The organism is Pseudomonas plecoglossicida NBRC 103162 = DSM 15088 (assembly GCF_000730665.1).
GTDB lineage: Bacteria > Pseudomonadota > Gammaproteobacteria > Pseudomonadales > Pseudomonadaceae > Aquipseudomonas > Aquipseudomonas plecoglossicida.
In genome coordinates, this window is the sequence record NZ_BBIV01000017.1 from 124,358 (window position 1) to 147,053 (window position 22,696).

At 63.4% G+C, this 22,696-nt stretch carries 19 protein-coding genes and 1 pseudogene; 4 read left to right on the forward strand and 16 right to left on the reverse strand.

Features of this window, described 5'->3' with window-relative positions; all coding sequences use genetic code 11:
• Window positions 1-75: 75 nt before the first annotated feature.
• The 3 genes from creC to rloA2 form a co-directional block, all read right to left on the reverse strand.
• A complete protein-coding gene (gene creC, locus PPL01S_RS12365; protein ID WP_028625725.1) occupies window positions 76-1,509 on the reverse strand; it encodes a two-component system sensor histidine kinase CreC in 1,434 nt (477 codons plus the stop codon).
• Window positions 1,509-2,177, reverse strand: coding sequence for a two-component system response regulator CreB (gene creB, locus PPL01S_RS12370; protein WP_016393289.1), 669 nt, complete (start codon window positions 2,175-2,177; stop codon window positions 1,509-1,511). Before creB ends, creC begins: the two co-directional genes overlap by 1 nt.
• A gap of 142 nt (window positions 2,178-2,319) precedes the next feature.
• Entirely contained in the window at window positions 2,320-2,820 is a 501-nt protein-coding gene (rloA2, locus tag PPL01S_RS12375; protein WP_028625726.1) for a retropepsin-like aspartic peptidase RloA2, read from the reverse strand.
• Window positions 2,821-3,003: 183 nt separating this feature from the next.
• Between rloA2 and yihG the strand changes: the two genes are divergently transcribed.
• Window positions 3,004-3,891: a 1-acylglycerol-3-phosphate O-acyltransferase, YihG family gene (yihG, locus tag PPL01S_RS12380; protein ID WP_016393291.1), complete on the forward strand. Its 888-nt coding sequence runs from the start codon at window positions 3,004-3,006 to the stop codon at window positions 3,889-3,891.
• Window positions 3,892-4,037: 146 nt separating this feature from the next.
• The gene (locus PPL01S_RS12385; protein WP_016393292.1) at window positions 4,038-5,390 is read left to right on the forward strand and encodes an APC family permease; all 1,353 of its coding nucleotides are present in this window, start codon (window positions 4,038-4,040) and stop codon (window positions 5,388-5,390) included.
• A gap of 38 nt (window positions 5,391-5,428) precedes the next feature.
• Here PPL01S_RS12385 and PPL01S_RS12390 read toward each other — a convergent pair whose 3' ends face one another.
• The 8 genes from PPL01S_RS12390 to PPL01S_RS12425 form a co-directional block, all read right to left on the reverse strand.
• On the reverse strand, window positions 5,429-6,004 hold the full coding sequence (locus PPL01S_RS12390; protein WP_016393293.1) for a DUF2780 domain-containing protein: 576 nt from the start codon (window positions 6,002-6,004) through the stop codon (window positions 5,429-5,431).
• A gap of 144 nt (window positions 6,005-6,148) precedes the next feature.
• Window positions 6,149-7,348: a formaldehyde dehydrogenase, glutathione-independent gene (gene fdhA, locus PPL01S_RS12395; protein ID WP_016393294.1), complete on the reverse strand. Its 1,200-nt coding sequence runs from the start codon at window positions 7,346-7,348 to the stop codon at window positions 6,149-6,151.
• A 252-nt stretch (window positions 7,349-7,600) separates the two neighbouring features.
• Entirely contained in the window at window positions 7,601-8,458 is an 858-nt protein-coding gene (purU, locus tag PPL01S_RS12400; protein WP_016393295.1) for a formyltetrahydrofolate deformylase, read from the reverse strand.
• A gap of 12 nt (window positions 8,459-8,470) precedes the next feature.
• Window positions 8,471-9,103, reverse strand: a complete 633-nt coding sequence (locus PPL01S_RS12405; protein WP_016393296.1) for a sarcosine oxidase subunit gamma — start codon at window positions 9,101-9,103, stop codon at window positions 8,471-8,473.
• A gap of 185 nt (window positions 9,104-9,288) precedes the next feature.
• Window positions 9,289-12,306 carry a sarcosine oxidase subunit alpha gene (locus PPL01S_RS12410; protein ID WP_028625727.1) on the reverse strand — a complete coding sequence of 1,006 codons (3,018 nt, stop codon included), beginning with the start codon at window positions 12,304-12,306 and terminating at the stop codon, window positions 9,289-9,291.
• Complete coding sequence (locus PPL01S_RS12415; protein ID WP_016393298.1) at window positions 12,303-12,638, reverse strand: sarcosine oxidase subunit delta; 336 nt, start codon at window positions 12,636-12,638, stop codon at window positions 12,303-12,305. The genes PPL01S_RS12410 and PPL01S_RS12415 overlap by 4 nt, the downstream gene beginning before the upstream one ends.
• Before the next feature lie 14 nt (window positions 12,639-12,652).
• Window positions 12,653-13,903, reverse strand: a complete 1,251-nt coding sequence (locus PPL01S_RS12420; RefSeq protein WP_016393299.1) for a sarcosine oxidase subunit beta family protein — start codon at window positions 13,901-13,903, stop codon at window positions 12,653-12,655.
• A 15-nt stretch (window positions 13,904-13,918) separates the two neighbouring features.
• On the reverse strand, window positions 13,919-15,172 hold the full coding sequence (locus PPL01S_RS12425) for a serine hydroxymethyltransferase (protein WP_028625728.1): 1,254 nt from the start codon (window positions 15,170-15,172) through the stop codon (window positions 13,919-13,921).
• A gap of 316 nt (window positions 15,173-15,488) precedes the next feature.
• Between PPL01S_RS12425 and PPL01S_RS12430 the strand changes: the two genes are divergently transcribed.
• Window positions 15,489-16,529: a threonine aldolase family protein gene (locus PPL01S_RS12430; RefSeq protein ID WP_016393301.1), complete on the forward strand. Its 1,041-nt coding sequence runs from the start codon at window positions 15,489-15,491 to the stop codon at window positions 16,527-16,529.
• Between the two features lie 44 nt (window positions 16,530-16,573).
• On the opposite strand, the gene PPL01S_RS26015 is transcribed toward PPL01S_RS12430, so the two are convergent.
• The 5 genes and pseudogenes from PPL01S_RS26015 to gbcB form a co-directional block, all read right to left on the reverse strand.
• Window positions 16,574-17,311 (reverse strand): methyl-accepting chemotaxis protein, encoded by a 738-nt coding sequence (locus tag PPL01S_RS26015; RefSeq protein WP_415639447.1) that lies wholly within the window; start codon window positions 17,309-17,311, stop codon window positions 16,574-16,576.
• 126 nt (window positions 17,312-17,437) lie between these two features.
• Window positions 17,438-18,628 (reverse strand): annotated as a pseudogene (locus tag PPL01S_RS26020) (HAMP domain-containing protein); the annotation flags it as partial.
• A 21-nt stretch (window positions 18,629-18,649) separates the two neighbouring features.
• A complete protein-coding gene (locus PPL01S_RS12440) occupies window positions 18,650-18,952 on the reverse strand; it encodes a cell division protein ZapA (protein ID WP_016393303.1) in 303 nt (100 codons plus the stop codon).
• The gene (locus PPL01S_RS12445) at window positions 18,949-19,179 is read right to left on the reverse strand and encodes a hypothetical protein (protein ID WP_016393304.1); all 231 of its coding nucleotides are present in this window, start codon (window positions 19,177-19,179) and stop codon (window positions 18,949-18,951) included. The genes PPL01S_RS12440 and PPL01S_RS12445 overlap by 4 nt, the downstream gene beginning before the upstream one ends.
• Window positions 19,180-19,364: 185 nt before the next feature.
• Window positions 19,365-20,465, reverse strand: coding sequence for a glycine betaine monooxygenase reductase subunit (gene gbcB, locus PPL01S_RS12450; protein ID WP_016393305.1), 1,101 nt, complete (start codon window positions 20,463-20,465; stop codon window positions 19,365-19,367).
• A gap of 295 nt (window positions 20,466-20,760) precedes the next feature.
• Here gbcB and gbca point away from each other — a divergent pair, with 295 nt between their 5' ends.
• On the forward strand, window positions 20,761-22,053 hold the full coding sequence (gene gbca, locus PPL01S_RS12455) for a glycine betaine monooxygenase oxygenase subunit (RefSeq protein ID WP_016393306.1): 1,293 nt from the start codon (window positions 20,761-20,763) through the stop codon (window positions 22,051-22,053).
• The last annotated feature ends 643 nt before the right edge of the window (window positions 22,054-22,696 follow it).

Genomic DNA, 22,696 nt, shown 5'->3' on the forward strand with positions numbered 1-22,696 from the left:
CCTCCTGTGGCAGTGGGCGCAGTGTCTGCGCCCTGCATGGAGGCATTGCGGAGGATGTGTGGAGATTGTGTGTTTTCAGCTGATGCGTCGGGCAGGCAACCACAAGCGGACCCGCACACCGCCATCGACGTTGTCCACGGCCAGGTTTCCACCATGCAAGTGCATGACCTCGGCCACGAAATTGAGCCCCAGGCCCGTGCTCTTGCGCCCGCTGCCGGGCCTGGGCAAGGAATAGAAGCGCTCGGCCACCCGGCCAAGCGCATATTCGGGAATGGCCTGGCCCTGGTTGAACAGGCTCAACGCCATTCGCTCGCCATCACGCTCCAGTTCGAACAGCAACGCACCCTCAGGCGGCGTGAAGTCCAGCGCATTGTCCAGCAGGTTGGCCAGCGCCTGACGCATCAGGAACGGGTCGCACAACAAGCGCAGACCTGCAGGCACCCGCTGGCGCACTTGCAGACCCGCAGCTTCGATACGCGGCGCATGAGCCAGCAGCAACTCATCCACCAGCGCCGCCAGTGCCACCTCCTGCTCATCTTCCAGCGCCTGCATCTGCTCGACCCGGGCCAGGTCGAGCAAGCGCTCGATCATCTGCTGCAAGCGCTCGCTTTCCCGCTCGATATTGCCGGCAAAGCGCGCCCGCTGCTCCTGAGGCATGTCGCCCTGTAGCAATTCCGACGCGCCGCGGATCGCCGCCAGTGGGCTCTTCAACTCATGGGTGAGGGTGTGCACGTAGCGCTCGACGTAGGCCTTGCCCTCAAGTTGCGTGCGCATGCGTTCCACGGCTTCGGCCAGGTGGGCCAGCTCGCCACCCTTGTAATGCGGCAGTGCCGCGCGCTCGCCCTCGCTGATGGCCTGGGCATAGCGCGCCAGCTTGCGCAACGAACGGGCCAGCCACCAGGACAGCAGTGCACCGATCAGCAAGCCCAGGCCGATCAGCCCCAGCCCGAGCGTCATCAAACGCCGTTCGGAGCGGTCGATATAGGGCTGCAGCGAGCTGTTGGGCTTGGCCACTGTCACCACCCCGATGATCTGGCCATCGTCGAGGATCGGCGCCGCCACATGCATCACCGAAGTGCTTTCGTCGTCTTCGACGCTGCGCGTGGAACGGGCGCCATACTGGCCGCGCAGCGTCAGGTAGACATCGTTCCACTGCGAATAGTCCTTGCCCAAGGCCACGCCGCTGGAGTCGAGCAGGACGATGCCCTGGGCATCGGTGACATAGATGCGGTGGCTGACCTGGTTCTTCTCAAGGCCCCAGATCTGCGCACCGGGACTGCGCAGGCCATAGGCCTTGAGCACCTCGGGCAGGCGGCTTTGCGCCAAGGTACCGGCCTTGACGTCGTCGTGGAGGATTTCCGCCAGCAGGTTGGCAGTGTCCACCAAGGTTTCCTCGGAAGACTGGCGCACCACGGGGCGGATCTGTTCGCGAACGGTATTGAGCAGGAAATACCCCGCCAGACCGACGAACAGGAAGTACACCAGGAAGATCCGGATGCCCAGGCGCATCAGGCATGCTCCGGGCTGTAGCTGTAGCCCAGCCCCCGGTGGGTCTGGATTGGTTCGGCATCCGCTGCCACCTGGCGCAGCTTGGCGCGCAGGCTTTTGACATGGCTGTCGATGGTGCGCTCGTAGCCCACATCAGAGGCCACGCCCAGCCCATCGAGCAACTGCTCGCGGCTGAATACCCGCTGGGGGTGTTCCAGCAGGCATTGCAACAGGCGGAATTCGTGGCGGGTAAGGGTCAGCGGCTGGCCACGGTAGGTGATCAGCATGCGCAAGGTGTCGAGCTGGAACAACCCCGGTTCGCTGCGAGGCACCACACGCTTGAGGATGGCCCGTACCCGAGCAGCCACCTCCCGCGGGCTGAAGGGCTTGACCACATAGTCGTCGGCACCGATTTCCAGGCCCACCACCCGGTCGATCTCACCATCGCGGGCGCTGAGGAACATCACGGGTACTTCGGTGAACCGCCGCAGCTGGCGGCAGGTTTCGAAACCACTGATATCAGGCAGGCCGATATCGAGAATGATCAGGTCGGCAGGGCGCTGGCGCTGCTGGTCGAGTGCGGCGCTGCCCAAGGTCACCCATTCGGTGCTGTGGCCATCGGCCTGAAGGGCGTAGACCAAGGTATCGGCGATGGCGGCTTCGTCTTCGACGATGAGGATATGGGGCATGGCGTTCGGCCTTTCCGAGGGCAGAACTGGACTTTTAGCTTACTGGCCCTATCGCCGGCAAGCCGGCTCCCACAGGTACCTGCAGGAGCCGGCTTGCCGTGGCGACGAACCGCGGCGATAGGGCCGGTACAGCCTGAAGCAATCAGCAGTCAGGCTTGTCTGCGGTAAAGCGCTTGGCCGGGTTCACTGCCGCCTTGAACTCGCGCAGCGCCTTGGCACCCACCAGCAGCGGATAGTTGAAGTGGCTGCGGTCCACCAGGTTCACCTCGACGGTGCGCTTCACGTCACCCAGGCACAGCTCCAGGTCAACCACTGGCCGCTTGGAGAGCTCCGGTGCATCGCCTTCGTCCTCTTCCTCGGCGCGGCCCTTGATCTTGCTGATGCGCGAGACCTTGTGCTCATAGACCTTGCCGTCCGACTCCTTGGTCGCCAGGCGGAACCGCACCCATTCCTCGCCATCGCGATTGAACAGCTCGATATCCTTGGCTGACAGCGATGCGGTATAGGCACCGGTATCCATCTTGGCCTTCAGCGTTTCGCCAAGCTCAGGCAAGGCAATGTTCTCGTAACGACCATAGATCGTCGGCTCGGCGGCCATGACCGGCAGCGCCAGCAGCGACAACAGGGCAAGCATGGATTTCACAGGGCAGGCTTCCTTGAAAGGGGTCAGTGCTTAGACTGCACTGGCACGATAGGTTCGCTGCAACAAGGGTAAACAACATAATGTGAAACATTTGTCCCGGCCGCTGGGCATTGCAGATTTGGCGTAGCCCACTGCCCTGCTTATCATTGCCAATCGCTTACTTCCCACAACAAGAGTCCCCTTATGCGTCGCCTGTTTACCGGCATTCTCACGACCATCCTGCTGCTGCTCAACACCGTGGTGTTGATCTGCCCGTTGCTGGTCTTCGCCCTGCTCAAACTGGTCCTGCCGGGTCGTGGGCGTGACTATGCCTCGTGGGCGGTGATGTGGGTCGCCGAAACCTGGTCGGAAATCGACAAGGCCATCTTCGCCCTGTGCATTCCTACCCAGTGGGATATCCGTGGGGTCGAGAACCTGCGCAAGAACACCTCGTACCTGGCCGTGAGCAACCACCAGACCTGGGTCGACATCCCGGCGCTGATCGAGAGCCTCAACCGGCGCACGCCGTTCTTCAAATTCTTCCTCAAGAAGGAACTGATCTGGGTCCCGCTGCTGGGCCTGGCCTGGTGGGGCCTGGATTACCCGTTCATGAAGCGCTACAGCAAGGCGTTCCTGGACAAGCACCCGGAACTCAAGGGCAAGGACCTGGAAATCACCAAGGCTGCCTGCGAACTGTTCAAGCGCCAGCCGGTGACCGTGGTCAACTACCTGGAAGGCACTCGCTTCACCGAGGCCAAGCACCGGGAACAACAGTCGCCTTATCGCTACCTGCTCAAACCCAAGGCTGGCGGCGTGGCGTTCGTGCTGGCGGCGCTAGGCGAGCAACTGGATGCGCTGCTGGACGTGACCATCGTCTATCCGGGCAACAAGGCTCCGGGCTTCTGGGCACTGCTCAATGGCAGTATCAGTCGGGTGATTATCGACATTCGAGTGCGTGAACTGGATCCGGCTTTGTGGGCGGGGGATTACGAGAACGACCCAGCCTTCCGCCAGACCGTGCAGGCCTGGGTGAACCAGTTGTGGGTGGAGAAGGACCAGCGGATCGAGCAACTTCGCGGCGAGATGCGTTGATACCAGTCAGGGCCCTGGAACACACCAGCCGATTCCAATTAAAACCCTGGCTAATACTGAGCATTAGGAATACTTCTTTGTCACACCCCACCTAAGTGGATAAAAATCGACCAAAGCACAACTACAAAAAATGCCTGGATCGATCAATGGCCAACCAACCCAGCTCCGCCCCCGCCCAGCTTCGCCGCGTCCTCGGCCTCCCTGCCCTGGTGTTCTTCGGCCTGGTCTACATGGTCCCGCTGACCATCTTCACCACCTACGGCATCGTCACCGAACTCACCGGTGGCCGCACCGCCGGCGCCTACATCGTCACCCTGGTGGCCATGCTGTTCACCGCCGCCTCCTACAGCTTCATGGTCAAGCGCTTCCCGGTCGCGGGCTCGGCGTATTCCTACACCAACATGGCCTTCGGCCAGAACGTGGGTTTCTTGGCGGGCTGGTCGCTGCTGCTCGACTACCTGTTCCTGCCGATGATCAACTACCTGCTGATCGGCCTGTTCCTCAACATCGCCTTCCCTGCGGTGCCGGCCTGGGCCTTCGTGCTTGCCTCCATCGCCTTGGTGACCGTGCTCAACGTGGTCGGCATCAACTCGGTGGCCAAGACCAGCAACCTGATCGTCGGCGCGCAGATCGTCTTCATCGGCGTGTTCGTGGCACTGTCGTGGCAGACCCTGGGCAACGGCCAGCCGATCGACTGGCTGACACCGCTGCACGGTGACGGCAGCGCGCCCGGCTTCGGCCCGCTAATGGCCGGCGCAGCGGTGCTGTGTCTGTCGTTCCTGGGCTTCGACGCCGTCTCGACCCTGGCCGAGGAAAGCCGTGATGCCCGTCGCGATGTGCCGCGGGCAATCATCCTCACCACCCTGTTCGCCGGCCTGCTGTTCACCGTGCTGGCCTACGTGAGCCAGCTGGTGCTGCCGGGCAGCACCTTCGCCAACGTCGATGCCGCCGCCAACGAAGTGATGCTCAAGGCCGGCGGGCAGTTCCTGGCCAACTTCTTCACCGCCGCCTATGTGGCCGGCAGCCTGGGCTCGGCGCTGGCTTCCCAGGCCGCAGTGTCGCGCATCCTCTACACCATGGGCCGTGACCGGGTGCTGCCACAGCGTACCTTCGGCCACCTGTCGCCGCGCCTGGGTACGCCGGTGTTCGCCATCCTGCTGGTGTCGGCGTTCTCGCTGCTGGCGTTGGTGATCGACCTGTCCACGCTGGCCTCGCTGATCAGCTTTGGCGCGTTGGTGGCGTTCTCGGCGGTGAACCTGGCAGTGGTGAAGACGCATCTGATGGACGACGGCGCACAGCGCAACCTCAAAGGCCTGCTGTGCTATGGCGCGGTGCCGCTGGTGGGGTTGAGCCTGACCTTGTGGCTGTGGACCAGCCTGTCGGCGCTGACCTTGGTGATTGGCTTGTCCTGGTTCGCCCTGGGGCTTGCCTACCTGGCCGTACTGACCGCCGGATTCCGCCGCCGGGTCAGCCTGGTGGACTTCTCCGAAGCCGCCTGACAGTCAATGTGTGCTGGCTTGCCGGCGATGGGATCACCTCAGACCGAAGGCTGCGCCAACGGCGCGGGTGTGGTCCACAAGCTACCCAGATTCTGCAACAGCGACCCGGCAATCCCCTGCTGACCCAGGTACTGCAGGATCAACGGCGCAAACTGCCCGATCATCCCGGTATCCATCCCCAGCGCCTTGAACGCATTGTCCAGGTCGTTGCGGTTCTCGACATCGTTGCCCAGCGCATTGCTCAGCGCCGACTGGCTTTCGCTGTTCTTGCCCAGCAACTCGCCCAGCCCGCTCAGACCGCCCAGGGCATTGGCGCCCGACAACAGGTCCAGCCCTGGTACAGCCTTGGTCAGCTGGCCATAGTCATCGCTGCTGAGGTTGTTGCGCGCCAGCCCCAGCATGGCCCCTGCCCCGCCCACGGCCTGTTCCGGCGTGATGTTCAGTTGGCTACCCAGCGTGTTGAGCAGATTGGCCTGCCCTTCGGGCGCCTGCACCTGACCCTGCTGGTTCTGGCCCTGCATGGCCGACACGGCGTTGGCGGCGTCGCTGAGGTTGAAGGCGAACACCGGGCTTGCGGCCAGGGTCATCAGGGTTGCCAGGGTGATTGCTTTCATCGGGAGGGACCTCGTGGGCCGGGATGGCCAGGGAAACGAGGCATTCGACTCGTGCTTCGAGGGTTTGTTCCGGGCCGGCCATCAGCCTGCTTGTCGCGCGTAGATGGCACAACGCCCCCGACGGGGGCGTTGTAGTTTTTCAGATCAGGCAGCACCCCACATCTTGTGCGGGTCGATGACGAATTTCTTCGGTACGCCCGCATCGAACTCGCCATAGCCTTCCGGCGCCTGGTCCAGGTTGATGACCTGAACGCCGACCACTTCGGCGATGTTGATACGGTCCCACATGATCGCCTGCATCAATTGGCGGTTGTACTTCATGGTCGGGGTCTGGCCGGTGTGGAAGCTGTGCGACTTCGCCCAACCCAGGCCGAAGCGAATGCTCAGCGCGCCGATCTTGGCGGCGGCATCCACCGCGCCCGGGTCTTCGGTCACGTACAACCCCGGGATACCGATGCTGCCGGCAACGCGGGTCACCTGCATCAGCGAGTTCAGCACGGTGGCCGGCGCTTCGTGCTTGGCACCCTCGTGACCGTGGCCACGGGCCTCGAAGCCCACGGCGTCGACGGCGCAGTCCACTTCCGGCTCGCCGAGGATATCGACGATCTGCTCGTGCAGCGGGGTGTCCTTGGACAGGTCGACCACTTCGAAGCCCTGGGACTTGGCGTGGGCCAGGCGGGCCGGATTCAGGTCGCCGACGATCACGCAGGCAGCGCCCAGCAGACGCGCCGAGGCAGCAGCGGCCAGGCCGACCGGGCCGGCACCGGCCACGTAAACGGTGCTGCCTGGACCAACGCCGGCCGTCACGGCGCCGTGGTAGCCGGTGGGCAGGATGTCGGACAGGCAGGTCAGGTCACGGATCTTTTCCATGGCCTTGTCGCGATCCGGCAGTTTCAGCAGGTTGAAGTCGGCGTATGGCACCAGCACGTATTCGGCCTGGCCGCCGGTCCAGTCGCCCATGTCGACATAGCCGTAGGCACCGCCGGCACGGGCCGGGTTGACGGTGAGGCAGACACCGGTGTGCATCTCTTTGCACGAGCGGCAGCGGCCGCAGGCGACGTTGAACGGTACCGACACCAGGTCACCGATCTTCAGGCGCTCGACGTCACGCCCCAACTCGACGATTTCACCGGTGATTTCGTGGCCCAGGACCAGGCCGACCTGGGCGGTGGTGCGGCCGCGGACCATGTGCTGGTCGGAGCCGCAGATGTTGGTGGAGACCACCTTGAGGATGACGCCGTGTTCGATCTTCTTGCCGCGCGGGTCCTGCATTTTCGGGTAGTCGATCTTCTGCACCTCGACCTTGCCGGCGCCGAGATACACCACTCCACGATTGCCAGACATGCTCTTACCTCGCTTGATTTGTATTTATGCAGCGTTGGTTGAAGCGCCGCCATCCGTGGGCGGCATGGGGTACTGGGATGCAGGGAATTGTGGGCCGGATGGGGGAAGTCGCACTGACTGGAAGCGACAGGGAGATGCCTTTTTACGGCAGGTCAGAAGTGGTCGGGCCAATCGCCGGCAAGCCGGCTCCCACAGGGGATCGGTGTGATCCTTGTGGGAGCCGGCTTGCCGGCGATGAGGCCCGGGAGATCGCTACAGAACCACAGTCCTATTGGCGTTGAGGAACACCCGCCGCTCGATGTGATACCCCACCGCCCGCGCCAGGGTCAGGCATTCGATATCGCGCCCCTTGGCAATCAGGTCTTCGGGGTAATGGCTGTGGTCCACCACCTCGACGCCCTGGGCGATGATCGGCCCCTCGTCCAGGTCGTTGTTGATGTAGTGCGCCGTGGCACCGACCATCTTCACCCCCTTGTTGTACGCCTGGTGATAAGGCTTGGCGCCCTTGAAACCCGGCAGCAACGAGTGGTGAATGTTGATCGCCCAGCCATCCAGGCGCCGGCACAGCTCTGGCGACAGCACCTGCATGTAGCGGGCAAGGATCACCAGCTCGGCGCCGGTTTCCTCGATCACCTGCAGCACCTTGCGCTCTTGCCCGGCCTTATCGTTGGGGTCGAGGGCGAAGTGGTGGTAGGGAATCTTGTGCCACTGCGCCAACGGCTCCAGGTCGGGGTGGTTGGACACCACCGCGACCACGTCCATGGCCAGCTGGCCGATACGCTGGCGATACAGCAGGTCGTTCAGGCAGTGGTCGGCCTTGGACACCATGATCACCACCTTGGGGCGGTGATTCGGCGCAGTCAGCTCGAACGCCATGCCGAACGCATCGCTGCGCTCGGCGAGGCCGGCCCGGAAGCCCGCCTCGTCGAAGTCGTCCGGCTGGCGGAATTCGACGCGAATGAAGAAGCGCCCCGACTGCCGGTCATCGAAGGAATGGTGCTCGGTGACGTAGCAGCGCTGCTCGAAGAGGTAACGCGTCACCACGTCGACGGTGCCGAGCATGCTCGGGCAGTCGGCGGTGAGAATCCAGGTATCCGGTGCCCGACTCATGTTCTGCTCTCCTTAGGCCTCGATGCTCAGGCCGTACTCGGCCGAAGCGTCCTGCAGCCACAGCCACCAGTAGTCGGCGAAGCTGCGGCGAATCACCAGCTCCCAGGTGTCTTCGGCGGTGCGGCGGATCACCAGTTGCGACTTGGCGAACACGGTGCCCACGGCCTTGCCCACCGGGAAGTTGTTCGGATGAACATCATAGCTGGTGGATTTCATCAGCACTTCGCGCACATTCGGGCCGCGCAGTTCCAGCAGGCTTTGCCCGCCGCTGACGTTGACCACCTGGATGTGCCGGCCTTCGAGGGCCGCGCGCAGCTTTTGCTCGACGGCGAACTCCTGACCGCCAGGGACGATCAGCAGCCACTCGTCCGGGCCCATCCACTGCAGCGAGATCTCGCTGTTGGCGACCACGGTCAGGGCCACCGGTAGCTCCAGGCCCAAGGCCTTGTGCACGCCCGCGGCGAATTCCGGGTCGTGGCCGTCGCCACGCAGGGTCAGGTGGCCGAGAAACTTCTTCTCGCGCAGGGTCACGCCTGCGTTCTTGCGGCCTTTGCCAACCAGGCTGGCCAGGTCGGCGTGGTGCAGTGGCGACTGGGCCTTGGCCTCGGCACCGGGGTTTTGCTGGAAGACGTTGATAGCGCTCATTTCTTACCTGCCTTGAATTCTTGGTCGTCGAAGCGATGCAGACATCTGTCTTGTGGGGCCTTTGCCGGCCTCATCGCTGGCAAGCCAGCTCCCACAGGTACAGCATCAGCCTTCAGATCTGCATCGATCCTGTGGGAGCCGGCTTGCCGGCGATCGGGCCAGCAGGCTCACCACAGGGCCCGGAGTCAAACGTTCTGCCGCTCACCCTTCGGATCGAAGAACACCGAAGAAACGATCTCCGCCTCGATCACGCTGCCATCGGCCTGTGGCGAGAACACGCGCTCGCCCATGCGCTTGAGGCCGCCCTTGACCACACCCATGGCGAACGAATAGCCCAGGGAGTTGGAGGCGTAGCTCGAAGTGACGTGGCCGACCATGTCCATCGGGATCGGCTGTTTCGGGTCGAACACCAGCTGGGCGCCTTCCGGCAGCCACTTGGTCGGGTCCACAGGCTTGAGGCCTACCAGCTGCTTGCGGTTCTCGCGCACGCAGTCTTCGCGGTTCATGCCGCGCAGGCCGATCCACGAGAACGGCTTGTTGCGGCCCACGCACCAGCTCATGTTGAGGTCGTCCGGGGTCATCGAGCCGTCGGTGTCCTGACCGACGATGATGAAGCCCTTCTCGGCGCGCAGTACGTGCATGGTCTCGGTGCCATACGGGGTCAGGTTGTACTGCTTGCCCGCCGCGATGACCTTTTCCAGCACGCCCATGGCGTAGTTGGCCTGCACGTTCACTTCGTACGACAGCTCACCGGTGAACGAGATGCGGAACACCCGAGCCGGTACGCCGGCGACGGTGCCTTCCTTCCAGGTCATGAACGGGAAGGCGTCCTTGTCCAGGTCGATGTCGTCGGTCAGCTCGCCGAGCAGCTTGCGGCTGTTGGGGCCGGACAGGGTCAGGGTGGCCCAGTGGTCGGTGACGGAGGTGAAGTACACCTTCATTTCCGGCCATTCGGTCTGGTGGTACAGCTCCAGCCACTGCAGCACCCGGGCGGCGCCGCCGGTGGTGGTGGTCATGTAGAAGTGGTTGTCGCCGACGCAGGCGGTCACGCCGTCGTCGAAGACCATGCCGTCTTCCTTGCACATCAGGCCGTAGCGGGCCTTGCCCACATCGAGCTTGGTCCAGGCATTGCTGTAGATGCGGTTGAGGAACTCGCGCGCGTCCGGGCCCTGGATGTCGATCTTGCCCAGGGTCGAGGCGTCCAGCAGGCCCACGCTGTCGCGCACGGCCTTGCATTCGCGGGCCACGGCGCTGTGGATGTCTTCACCGGCTTTCGGGAAGTACCACGGGCGCTTCCACTGGCCGACATCTTCGAACTCGGCACCGTTCTTCACATGCCAGGCATGCAGGGCGGTGAAGCGCACCGGCTCGAACAGGTGGCCGCAGTGACGGCCGGCAACGGCGCCGAAAGTCACCGGGGTGTAGTTCGGGCGGAACATGGTCGTGCCCATTTCCGGGATGGTGATGCCGATCGAACGCGCGGCGATCGCCAGACCGTTGATGTTGCCCAGCTTGCCCTGGTCGGTACCGAAGCCCAGCGCGGTGTAGCGCTTGACGTGCTCGACCGACTCGAAGCCTTCGCGGGTGGCCAGTTCGATACCAGCGGCAGTCACGTCGTTCTGCTGGTCGACGAACTGCTTCGGCCCCTTGGTGCCCTTGTCGTGCGGCACCTGGAACAGCGCCACGGTGGCCTCTTCCTTGCGCGCGATGGTTTTCGGCAGGGCGCCGACAGTGGCCTTGAAGCCGGCCTCGGTGGCTGCGCGAACGCCGCCTTCGAAACCATCGGCGATCACATCGCCCAGGGCGTAGACACCGTTGATGCCGCCCACGCACTCACGTTTCTGCGGTGCATCGCCCGGCACGAAGCCGAGGATGTCGTCACACCATACCGGGCGACCGCCCAGGTGCGATGCCAGGTGAACGATCGGGCTGTAGCCGCCGGAGGTGGCGATCAGGTCGCACTCGAGGGTTTCGCCAGGGCTGGTGACCTTGTGCGCCTGCACATCGATGGCGGCCACGCGGGCGCCGGTGACGTGCTTGCTGCCCTTGGCCTCGACCACGGCGCTGGAGGTGAGGATGCGGATGCCCTTGGCACGTGCTTCCTCGACCAGCGAACCTCGCGGGTTGTGGCGGGCGTCGGCGATGGCGACCACTTGCAGGCCGGCGTCATGCCAGTCCAGCGCAGCGCGGTAGGCGTGGTCGTTGTTGGTCGACAGCACCAGCTTGCGGCCCGGGGCCACGCCGTAGCGGCGCACGTAGGTGGAAACGGCGCCGGCCAGCATGTTGCCCGGCACATCGTTGTTGCCGTAGACCAGCGGACGCTCGTGGGCGCCGGCAGCCAGGACCACGCGCTTGGCGCGGACACGGTGCACGCGGTGGCGCACCTGGCCGATCGGTGCGCGGTCGCCGAGGTGGTCGGTCAGGCGCTCGTGGATGGTCAGGAAGTTGTGGTCGTGGTAGCCGTTGACCGTGGCGCGTGGCAGCAGGGTCACTTCCGGCAGGCTTTGCAGTTCCTTCACCACAGCGTTGACCCAGTCGGCGGCAGGCTTGCCGTCGAGGGTTTCACGGCTGTCGAGCAGGCTGCCGCCGAACTCTTCCTGCTCGTCTGCGAGGATCACCCGGGCACCGCTGCGCGCAGCAGCCAGTGCAGCGGCCAGGCCAGCAGGGCCGGCGCCGACGATCAGCACGTCGCAGTGCTGGCTCATGTAGTCGTAGCTGTCCGGGTCGTTCTGCAGCGGCGCACGGCCCAGGCCGGCTGCCTTGCGGATGTACTTCTCGTACGTCATCCAGAACGATTTCGGGTACATGAAGGTTTTGTAGTAGAAGCCCGGCGGCATCATGCTGCCACCGACCTTGCCAAGGATGCCCATGACGTCGTTGTTGACGTTCGGCCAGCCGTTGGTGCTGGTGGCGACCAGGCCTGCGTACAGGGCCTGCTGGGTGGCGCGCACGTTGGGGATCTGGGTGGCTTCGCTGGAGCCGATCTGCAGGATGGCGTTCGGCTCTTCGGTACCGGCGGCGATGATGCCGCGTGGGCGCGAGTACTTGAAGCTGCGGCCGACGATGTCGACGCCGTTGGCCAGCAGCGCGGCGGCCAGGGTGTCACCGGCATAACCCTGGTAGGTCTTGCCGTTGAAGGTGAAGTTCAGGACCTTGCTGCGGTCGATGCGGCCGCCGCTGGCGAGGCGATAGGTCTGGCTCATACTTTCTCCCCTTGGCCTTTGACGGTCGACGGTGCAGCGTTCTGCTTGCCGGCGGCGGTCACTTGCGGCTTCTCGCCAATCTTGTAGGTTTCCAGAATCTCGTAGGTCACGGTGTCGCGGGTGACGTTGAAGTACTGACGGCAGCCGGCGACGTGGTCCCACAGTTCATGGTGGATACCGCGCGGGTTGTCGCGGAAGAACATGTAGGTGCCCCACTCCTCGTCGGAGCAGGCGTTAGGGTCCAGCGGGCGGGCGATGTGCGCCTGGCCAGAGGCGTGGAACTCTTCTTCGGAGCGCAGCTCGCCGCAGTGGGGACAGAAAATATGCAACATGACGGTGGCTCCGGTTAGTGGGCGACAGCGGCGGCGCCGTGTTCGTCGATCAGTGCGCCGTTGTAGAAGCGGTCGATGGAGAAAGGCGCAGCCAGCGGGTGCATCTCGCCCTTGGCCAGGCTCGCCGCGAAGACATTGCCCGAGCCCGGGGTGGCCTTGAAGCCGCCAGTACCCCAGCCGCAGTTGAAGAACATGTTCTTGACCGGGGTCTTGGAGATGATCGGGCACGCGTCCGGGGTGGTGTCGACGATGCCGCCCCACTGACGGTTCATGCGCACGCGCGAGAGGTTCGGGAACATCTCGACGATGGCCTGCAGGGTGTGCTCGATCACCGGGTACGAACCGCGCTGGCCGTAGCCGACCCAGCCGTCGATACCGGCACCGATCACCAGGTCGCCCTTGTCGGACTGGCTGATGTAGCCGTGCACGGCGTTGGACATGATCACGCTGTCGATGATCGGCTTGATCGGCTCGGATACCAGCGCTTGCAGCGGGTGCGATTCCAGCGGCAGGCGGAAGCCGGCCAGCTTGGCCATGTGCCCGGAGTTGCCGGCGGTGACCACGCCGACGCGCTTGGCGCCGATGAAGCCCTTGTTGGTTTCGACACCGATGACCGCGCCGTTTTCCTTGCGGAAACCGATCACTTCGGTCTGCTGGATCAGGTCCACGCCCAGGGCGTCGGCGGCACGGGCATAGCCCCAGGCCACGGCGTCGTGACGGGCGACGCCGCCACGGCGCTGAACGGTCGCGCCGAGGATCGGGTAGCGGGTGTTCTTCGAGCAGTCCAGGTACGGGATTTCGGCCGCGACCTGGGCAGTATCGAGCAGCTCGCCATCGACGCCGTTGAGGCGGTTGGCCGAGACCCGGCGCTCGGAATCACGGATGTCCTGCAGGGTGTGGCACAGGTTGTAGACGCCGCGCTGGGAGAACATCACGTTGTAGTTGATGTCCTGGGACAGGCCTTCCCACAGTTTCATGGCGTGCTCGTACAGCTGCGCCGACTCGTCCCACAGGTAGTTGGAACGCACGATGGTGGTGTTACGGGCGGTGTTGCCGCCGCCCAGGTAACCCTTCTCGATCACCGCGACGTTGGTGATGCCGTGTTCCTTGGCCAGGTAGTAGGCCGTGGCCAGGCCATGGCCGCCACCGCCGACGATGACCACGTCATAGACCTTTTTCGGGGTCGGCGTGCGCCACATGCGCTGCCAGTTCTCGTGGTGGCTGAGGGAGTGCTTGAAAAGGCCGAAGCCCGAGTAGCGTTGCATGGTCGTCTGCTCCACTCAGCGGTAAACAGGGAAGTCGGCGCACAGGGCAGCGACGTTCTTCGCCACATCGGCTTCGACGTCGGCGTCACCGAGGTTGTCGAGGACGTCGCAGATCCAGCCGGCCAGGGCGACACATTGCGCGACCTTGAAGCCGCGGGTGGTGACCGCCGGGGTGCCGATGCGCAGGCCCGAGGTGACGAACGGCGACTGCGGGTCGTTCGGCACGGCGTTCTTGTTGACGGTGATGTGCGCACGGCCCAGGGCAGCGTCGGCGTCCTTGCCGGTCAGGCCCTGGCGGATCAGGCTGACCAGGAACAGGTGGTTGTCGGTACCGCCGGACACCACATCGTAGCCACGATCGATGAACACTTCGGCCATGGCCTGGGCGTTTTCGATCACTTGTTTCTGGTAGCTCTTGAACTCGGGCTCCAGCGCTTCCTTGAAGCACACGGCCTTGGCGGCGATCACGTGCATCAGCGGGCCGCCCTGGGCGCCGGGGAACACGGCGGCGTTGAGCTTCTTCTCGATCTCTTCGTTCGACTTGGCCAGGATCAGGCCGCCACGTGGGCCGCGCAGAGTCTTGTGGGTGGTGGTGGTGACCACGTCGGCGAACGGAATCGGGTTCGGGTACAGGCCAGCGGCGACCAGGCCGGCAACGTGGGCCATGTCGACGAACAGCAGCGCCCCGACCTTGTCGGCGATGGCGCGGAAGCGTGGGAAGTCGAGGGTCTTGGAGTAGGCCGAGAAGCCGGCAACGATCATCTTCGGCTTGTGCTCGACGGCCAGGCGCTCGACTTCGTCGTAGTCGATCAGGCCGGTGTTGGTGTCGATGCCATATTGAACGGCGTTGTACAGCTTGCCCGAGGACGACACCTTGGCGCCGTGGGTCAGGTGGCCGCCGTGGGCCAGGCTCATGCCCAGGATGGTGTCACCGGCCTGCAGCAGGGCCAGGTAGACCGCGCCGTTGGCCGACGAGCCGGAGTGCGGCTGGACGTTGGCGTAATCGGCACCGAACAGCTGCTTGGCGCGCTCGATGGCCAGCGCCTCGACCTTGTCGACGTGCTCGCAGCCACCGTAGTAACGCTTGCCCGGGTAGCCTTCGGCGTACTTGTTGGTCAGGCCGCTGCCCTGGGCCTGCATCACGCGCTTGCTGGTGTAGTTCTCCGAGGCGATCAGCTCGATGTGATCTTCCTGGCGTTGTTCTTCGGCATTCATCGCCGCCAGCAGTGCGTCGTCGTAACCCTGGATCTGGTCTTGCTTGCTGAACATCTTGTTTCTCCCGGCAGCGATCGTTTCTTGTCTGTAAGGCACTGTGGCCCTTTGTGGCGATGGTATGACTGGCCGGGGTGGGTCAGATGCCTGCGCACGCCTTGCAATGGCGCGTTTACGACATTCGGTTTGGGGTTGCTCACACTGGCCCAATCGCCGGCAAGCCGGCTCCCACAGGGAAATCACTGCCCTGGAGTGCAGCGGGATACCTGTGGGAGCCGGCTTGCCGGCGATCGGGCCATTGAAGTTGCTTGTATAGGCAACCGTTTCAGCAATGGTTTAGAGTGCGATTCTGCGTCGTTCACAGGACAGAGCCATGACTGACAAGAGCCAACAATTCGCCAGCGACAACTACTCCGGTATCTGCCCCGAAGCCTGGGCGGCGATGGAAAAGGCCAACCACGGCCACGACCGCGCCTACGGCGACGACCAGTGGACCGAGCGCGCCTCCGAATACTTCCGCAAGCTGTTCGAAACCGACTGCGAAGTGTTCTTCGCCTTCAACGGCACTGCCGCCAACTCCCTGGCCCTGGCCTCGCTGTGCCAGAGCTACCACAGCGTGATCTGCTCCGAGACCGCTCACGTCGAGACCGACGAATGCGGCGCTCCGGAATTCTTCTCCAACGGCTCCAAGCTGCTGACCGCGCCCAGCGTCAACGGCAAGCTGACGCCCCAGTCGATCCGCGAAGTGGCGCTCAAGCGCCAGGACATCCACTACCCCAAGCCGCGCGTGGTGACCATCACCCAGGCCACCGAAGTGGGCACCGTGTACCGCCCCGACGAGCTCAAGGCGATCAGCGCCACCTGCAAGGAGCTGGGCCTGAACCTGCACATGGACGGCGCGCGCTTCAGCAATGCCTGCTCGTTCCTCGGTTGCAGCCCGGCCGAGCTGACCTGGAAGGCCGGGGTCGACGTGCTGTGCTTCGGTGGCACCAAGAATGGCATGGCGGTCGGCGAGGCCATCCTGTTCTTCAATCGCGACCTGGCCGAAGACTTCGACTACCGCTGCAAGCAGGCCGGGCAACTGGCATCGAAGATGCGCTTCCTGTCCGCGCCGTGGGTCGGGCTGCTGGAAGACGGCGCCTGGTTGCGCCACGGCGCGCACGCCAACCATTGCGCGCAGTTGCTGGCGTCGCTGGTGAGTGATTTGCCGGGTGTGGAGCTGATGTTCCCGGTGGAAGCCAACGGGGTGTTCCTGCAGATGCCGGAACCCGCCATCGAGGCGCTGCGCAACAGGGGCTGGAGGTTCTATACCTTTATTGGTAGCGGTGGGGCGCGGTTCATGTGTTCGTGGGATACCGAGCAAGCCCGGGTGCGCGAGCTGGCGGCGGATATCCGCGCGATCATCGGTGCCTGACAGATAGCAATCGCCGGCTTGCCGGCGATGGGTTCAACGCCGACTCAAAGCTTGAACCCCCCCATCTGCCGGGCAAGATCATCAGCCAACCCGCGCAGCGCCTGACATTCCTCCCGGCACCCCTGCACCTCTGCCGCTGTCTCCCGCGCCAGATCGGAAATCCCCTGCACCGTGCGGTTGATCTCCTCGGTCACCGCCGACTGCTCCTCGGTCGCCGTGGCCACCTGATGGTTCATGTCGCTGATGTGCTCCACCTGGTCGGTGATCGCCCCCAGCGAAGTCCCGGTACGCTGGCTGAATTCGACACCACTGCCCGTCGCCTGCTGCCCCGCCTGCATCGACGTCACCGCCGAGCCAGCCCCCTGCTTGAGCCGCTGGATCATCTGCTGCACCTCGTCGGTGGACAGCTGCGTGCGCCGGGCCAGGGTACGGACTTCATCGGCCACCACCGCGAAACCACGCCCCATCTCCCCTGCCCGCGCCGCCTCGATGGCCGCATTCAGCGCCAGCAGGTTGGTCTGCTCGGAAATGCTGCGGATCACCGCCAATACTTCATCGATCGAGGCGACTTCATCGGCCAACTGGCCAACCGCGTTGGCGGCCTTGCCGATGTCGTCCGACATGCCTTCGATGCCCTGGATCGAGCGCCGCACCACCTCACGGGCCTGCAAGGCCTCGTCACGTGCCGACTGCGATGCCTGGGCAGCATCACCGGCATTGCGCGCAATCTCCTGCACGGTCAGGCCCATTTCATGGACGGCCGTGGCGACCATCTCGGTCATCTCCTGTTGCCGCCCGGAGCGCTCGGCCGTGTTGTCGACCACATGAGTCACCTGCGCGACCGCACGGTGCAGGCGCTCGGTGGTGTGCAGCACATCGCCGATCAAGCTGCGCTGGCTGTCGAGGAAACGGTTGAAGCCACGGGCCAGGTCGCCCAGCTCGTCCTGACGCGAATCATCCAGGCGATGGCTGAGGTCACCCGCGCCGCTGCCAATCTGCATCAGCGCCGCGGTCACGCGGCGGATCGGCTTCACCAGACCACGTGCCAGCAGCACCACCAGCAACAGCGAGAGCAGCGCGACGCCGCCGCCGATCAGCGTGGTCAACCAGACTGCCTGGTTCATCTGTGCGTAGATCTGTGCCTCGGGCACCTCGGCGACCAGCGTCCAGTTCAGGTCGCGCAACGGCAGGCCCAGCGCCAGGAAGTCTTCGCCATCGCGCTGGAAGCGGCTGCTGCGCAGCCCTTGGGCACCACTGAGCAGCGCCTTGGCGGCAGTGGCGTCGAGCTGTTCGACCAGTTGGCGCTTGCCGCTGAAGGCAGCGTCGGGGTGAACCTGGATCAACCCGTCGTTACGCACCAGGTAAACCTTGCCACGCTCGCCGAAGCTGAAGTCATGGATCAGCTTCGACAGCTCGCTCATGCGCAGGCCCATGCCGGCCACGCCGACCAGCTTGCCGTCCTTTTCCACGCGGTAATCGATGAACAGCGCAAGCTCCCCGGTGGAGCCGTCGATGTCGATGTTGATCAGGCGCTTGGCGCCACTGTCGATGTAGCCGTAGAACCAGCTGTCCTTGGGGTTGCCGCGGTCGAGGGTGCGGTCGAGGCCTTTTTCGTTGTAGTAGTGGCCGCTTTCGGTGGCGGCGAACATGGTGGTGAAGGCCTGGTTACGCTGCCTGGCAGCTTCCAGGTACTCGATGAAGCGAGGCCGTTCGGCGGGGTCTTCACCGGCTGCCAGCCAGTCGCGAAGCAGGGTATTGCCGGCAATGTCGGCTGCGGCCACCAGCGGCTGGCCGAGCATGCGTTCGATGTCGTTGCGCATCGCCTCGATGCTCGCTGGCAGCGCTGTGTCGAGCAGATAACGTTCGGTCAGGCGGTTGAGCGCCACCGTGAAAATCACCACTACCACCAGGATGCTCGCCAGCAGGGCAGCGCCCATGCTCGCGATCAACTGCCACTGGATACTCTTACGCCAGATACGCATGCCCCGCTCCCCGCTAATTATTGTTTTACAGGAAGTGTATACACTTGCGTATTCACATAATCCAGTGATCTGGAACAAACAGATGCACCCCTGCCAACGCGGGTTCCGTCCGCGCATGCAGGGGTGCCGAGGCAAGGCTTACTGTTCGGCGATGGTCCGAACGATAGCGTCCACCGTGGCGTCGATCTGCGCCTGGGTCCGCTCGAGGGTCTGCTGGTGTTCCTTCTGCAGTTCGACCTGCTTGGAACACAAGTTGAGGGCGGCCAGTACCAGCAGCTTGTCGCCGATCAGGGTCGGGTACTGGCGCTTGGTTTCGGCCAAGGCGGTGTTGAGCATCCGCACTGCCTGCGCCAGGGTATCTTCCTGGCCCTCGGGCGCCTTGATCGAATAGTCGTTGCCGAGGATCGACACGACATTGATCGGCTGCGCTTGCAGTCTCATGCGCCGACGACACCGGCACTGGCGCGGTCAACCAGCGCCTGGATGCGCGCGGCGGTAGCGCCGTGCTTTTCTTCCTGCTCCATCAGCGACAGTTGCAGGGTTTCGTTTTCTTCCTTGGCCTGGGCCAGTTCCTGGCCGAGGGAGGTGTTCTGCTCGGTGAGTTGAGCGTTTTTCTGCATCAGGTCGACGACCAGTTGCTCGAGTTGGTTCAGGGAGGCTTCCAGCATGGGGATATCTCAGGTTGTTGCGAGGGGCGCACACGATAAAGAAAAGTGTCAGCCATCGCCATTAAATATCGGATTTACAAGGTTTATACCTGCCAGATTGACAGGGTAAGCGGCCCCTTGTTCCGACCTGGATCAACCGCCGGTCAGGTTTACCCCCCCAATCGCTGGCAAGCCGGCTCCCGAGATCAGTAATCGATCCGCACATCCCCTTTGGGCACGGAGCAGCACGACAGGATGTAACCCTCGGCTTCATCTTCCTCGGTAATCCCGCCGTTGTGCTCCATCTCCACCTCCCCCCCCAGCTTGAGCACCTTGCAGGTACCGCAAATGCCCATGCCGCAGGCCTTCGGAATCATCAGTCCGACCTTCGCCGCCGCCGCATGCACGGTCTCACCCGGGGCAATGCGGATGCTCTTCTCGCTGCCGATGAACTCCACCAGGTTCAAGTCCGACACATCCAGTTCCGGCGCGTCGGCGGCCTGCTCGGCATGCTCCACGGCGTCGGCCTTGGCTTCCGGCGGGGTCGCGCCAAACGACTCCTCGTGGTAGTTCTTCATGTCGAAACCGACCGCTTCGAGCATGCGCTTGACCGCCGTCATGTACGGCGTCGGGCCGCAGCAGAACACCGTGCGTTCCATGTAGTCGGGCGCGATCAGCTCCATCAGCCGCTGGTTCAGGTAGCCGCGGTAGCCCGCCCAGGGTTCACCCAGGCCGTGCCTCTCGCAAATGATGTGCAGGCTGAAGTTGGGAATACGCGAAGCCATCTGCTCCAGCTCGCGGTGGTAGATGATGTCCTTCGGCGACCGGGCGCTGTGCACGAAGACCATGTCGACATTGGCATTGGTGTCGTAGAACCAGCGCGCCATGGACATCACCGGGGTGATACCGACGCCGCCGGAGAGGTACAGCACCTTGCCCGCCGGGAAATCGATGGCGTTGAACAGCCCCACCGGGCCGTGCACCGGCAGCTCGGCGCCTTCATGCATGGTGTCGTGGAGGAAGTTGGACACCAGCCCGCCCGGCACGCGCTTGACGGTGATCGAGAAGCTGTAGGGCACCGACGGCGAACTGGAGATGGTGTACGAGCGCATCACCGGCTTGCCTTCGATCTCCAGCTCCAGGGTGACGAACTGCCCTGGCTTGAAGAAGAACATGATCGGCTGGTCGGCCATGAAGCAGAAGGTGCGCACGTCCCAGGTCTCCTGGATGACCTTGACGCAGCGCACGATGTGGCGGCCGTTGGCCCAGGTCTGGGTGGTGACCGGATTGAGGAAGGTATCGGACATGTTCTTCTCCAGCGGCCGACAATTGGCCTTTTTATGGCTGGGATAATGCGCAAGCTGAACGCGACGTACATTCCTGCCTGCGACATCGGCGTGCTTATCGCGACCAGCCCCGTGATACAAGGGCTGGCGCGTCGTAATTCAAATCGGCCATGTCGCCCATGGATACGGTTCGCGCCGCCTTCGGACGCACACTCCACGGCAAAAGAAGCTGCTGTCTTGCAACAGCCAGCCTTGCGGCACCACAACAACGATTAGCCACCTTTTGCCGGCCGCACACGGCCCCGAGGAATACACGATGGACGTCACCGCAACCCTGAGCCTGGGCGATCCACTGGAACCTGCACGCAAGGCCACCGCCGAGATGCTGCAGACCCGCGAGCGCACCTACTCGCTGCCCCAGCCGTTCTACACCGACGAGCGTCTGTTCCAGATCGACATGCAGGAGATCTTCCAGAAGGAATGGCTGATTGCGGGCATGACCTGCGAGATCCCGGCGAAGGGCAACTACATCACCCTGCAGATCGGCAACAACCCGATCCTGGTGGTGCGTGGCGCCGAAGGCAAGGTGCACGCCTTCCACAACGTCTGCCGCCACCGCGGTTCGCGCTTGTGCGTCAGCGACAAGGGCAAAGTGGCCAAGCTGGTCTGCCACTACCACCAGTGGACGTATGAACTGGACGGCCGCCTGCTGTTTGCGGGCACCGAAATGGGCGCCGACTTCGACATGAAGGAATACGGCCTGAAGCCGGTGAACGTGAAGGTCGCCGGTGGTTACATCTTCATCAGCCTGTCGGAAAATCCACCTGCCATCGACGAGTTCCTGGCTACCCTGGAACACTACATGGAACCGTACGACATGGAGAACACCAAGGTGGCGGTGCAGACCACCTTGATGGAGAAGGCCAACTGGAAGCTGGTGCTGGAAAACAACCGCGAGTGCTACCACTGCAGCGGTTCGCACCCGGAGCTGCTGCAAACCCTGCTGGAGTGGGACGACACCAACGACCCGCGCGCCAGCCAGGAATTCAAGGACCACGTGGCCGCTTCCGCCGCCGCCTGGGAAGCCGAGAAGATCCCGTACCTGCACAAGAGCCACGGCCTGCGTAACCGCATCGTGCGCATGCCGCTGCTCAAGGGCACCGTGTCGATGACCATGGACGGCAAGCAGGCCTGCCAGAAGCTGATGGGCCGCATCAAGAACCCGGACCTGGGCTCGATGCGCATCCTGCACCTGCCACATTCGTGGAACCACTGCATGGGTGACCACATGATCGTCTTCACCGTGTGGCCGATCAGCGCGCAGGAGACCATGGTCACCACCAAGTGGCTGGTGCACAAGGATGCCGTGGAAGGCGTCGACTACGACCCGGAGCGCATGCGCAAGGTGTGGGACGCCACCAACGACCAGGACCGTCGCCTGGCCGAAGAGAACCAGCGCGGGATCAACTCCACCGCCTATCAGCCTGGGCCATACTCGAAAACCTACGAGTTCGGCGTGGTCAACTTCATCGACTGGTACAGCCAGCGCGTGCTCGAGAACCTCGGCGCAGAGCCTGCGCCGTACCTCAAGGAAGTGAAAGCGCAGTAACCCTCCGCCAGCACTGAAAACGCCACGGCTGATTCGTCAGCCGTGGCGTTTTACATTGTCATGCAGAGCTTCGGCACAGCTTATCCACAGAATTATCGACAGGCCTTGTGGACAGTGATGCAGCGCTTCTGCAGACACGAGCTGGTCATTTAATGATCGAACCTCTGAAAGCCAACTAGCACGCTGCCTTCAGGGTTTACCGAACACCTTGTCCACAGAAGGGCCAACAGATTTTGTGTGCAGATATCGGGGAGCGAGGAAAATGACTGTGGATAACAGCGCAAGTCACTGAAAATACTGATCTGGGAGAGATTTAGGCCGCATTGATCAATATTTGATCATGTTCTTACAGGCCAGAGAATACGCTACTTGCAGGCTTCGCCAAACATATTATCCACAGACCGGCTAACAGCGATTGTGGGAAACCTGGGCTGGCTTTGTCTGCGGGATTGGGCAAATGCTTCCGGAGACGCTGATCAATTTTTGATCAAATCCTTGCAAGCCTTGTCAAGCAACGGATACAGCGATGGGTAAACACTTTATCCACATGTTGGCGAACAGATTCGGTGGGCAAGTTTGCCTGTACCGGCCTCATCGCCGGCAAGCCGGCTCCCACAAAAGGATATCCACAATGAGTACCTGT

Coding starts and splice junctions, on each gene's coding strand:
- fdhA (WP_016393294.1), bottom strand. CDS start 7,348: ATGTCTGGCAATCGTGGAGTGGTGTATCTCGGCGCCGGCAAGGTCGAG.
- purU (WP_016393295.1), bottom strand. CDS start 8,458: ATGAGTCGGGCACCGGATACCTGGATTCTCACCGCCGACTGCCCGAGC.
- gbca (WP_016393306.1), top strand. CDS start 20,761: ATGGACGTCACCGCAACCCTGAGCCTGGGCGATCCACTGGAACCTGCA.
- PPL01S_RS12415 (WP_016393298.1), bottom strand. CDS start 12,638: ATGTTGCATATTTTCTGTCCCCACTGCGGCGAGCTGCGCTCCGAAGAA.
- PPL01S_RS12425 (WP_028625728.1), bottom strand. CDS start 15,172: ATGTTCAGCAAGCAAGACCAGATCCAGGGTTACGACGACGCACTGCTG.
- yihG (WP_016393291.1), top strand. CDS start 3,004: ATGCGTCGCCTGTTTACCGGCATTCTCACGACCATCCTGCTGCTGCTC.
- creB (WP_016393289.1), bottom strand. CDS start 2,177: ATGCCCCATATCCTCATCGTCGAAGACGAAGCCGCCATCGCCGATACC.
- PPL01S_RS12420 (WP_016393299.1), bottom strand. CDS start 13,903: ATGCAACGCTACTCGGGCTTCGGCCTTTTCAAGCACTCCCTCAGCCAC.
- creC (WP_028625725.1), bottom strand. CDS start 1,509: ATGCGCCTGGGCATCCGGATCTTCCTGGTGTACTTCCTGTTCGTCGGT.
- PPL01S_RS12410 (WP_028625727.1), bottom strand. CDS start 12,306: ATGAGCCAGACCTATCGCCTCGCCAGCGGCGGCCGCATCGACCGCAGC.
- PPL01S_RS12390 (WP_016393293.1), bottom strand. CDS start 6,004: ATGAAAGCAATCACCCTGGCAACCCTGATGACCCTGGCCGCAAGCCCG.
- PPL01S_RS12445 (WP_016393304.1), bottom strand. CDS start 19,179: ATGCTGGAAGCCTCCCTGAACCAACTCGAGCAACTGGTCGTCGACCTG.
- PPL01S_RS12385 (WP_016393292.1), top strand. CDS start 4,038: ATGGCCAACCAACCCAGCTCCGCCCCCGCCCAGCTTCGCCGCGTCCTC.
- PPL01S_RS26015 (WP_415639447.1), bottom strand. CDS start 17,311: ATGACCGAGATGGTCGCCACGGCCGTCCATGAAATGGGCCTGACCGTG.
- PPL01S_RS12405 (WP_016393296.1), bottom strand. CDS start 9,103: ATGAGCGCTATCAACGTCTTCCAGCAAAACCCCGGTGCCGAGGCCAAG.
- gbcB (WP_016393305.1), bottom strand. CDS start 20,465: ATGTCCGATACCTTCCTCAATCCGGTCACCACCCAGACCTGGGCCAAC.
- PPL01S_RS12430 (WP_016393301.1), top strand. CDS start 15,489: ATGACTGACAAGAGCCAACAATTCGCCAGCGACAACTACTCCGGTATC.
- PPL01S_RS12440 (WP_016393303.1), bottom strand. CDS start 18,952: ATGAGACTGCAAGCGCAGCCGATCAATGTCGTGTCGATCCTCGGCAAC.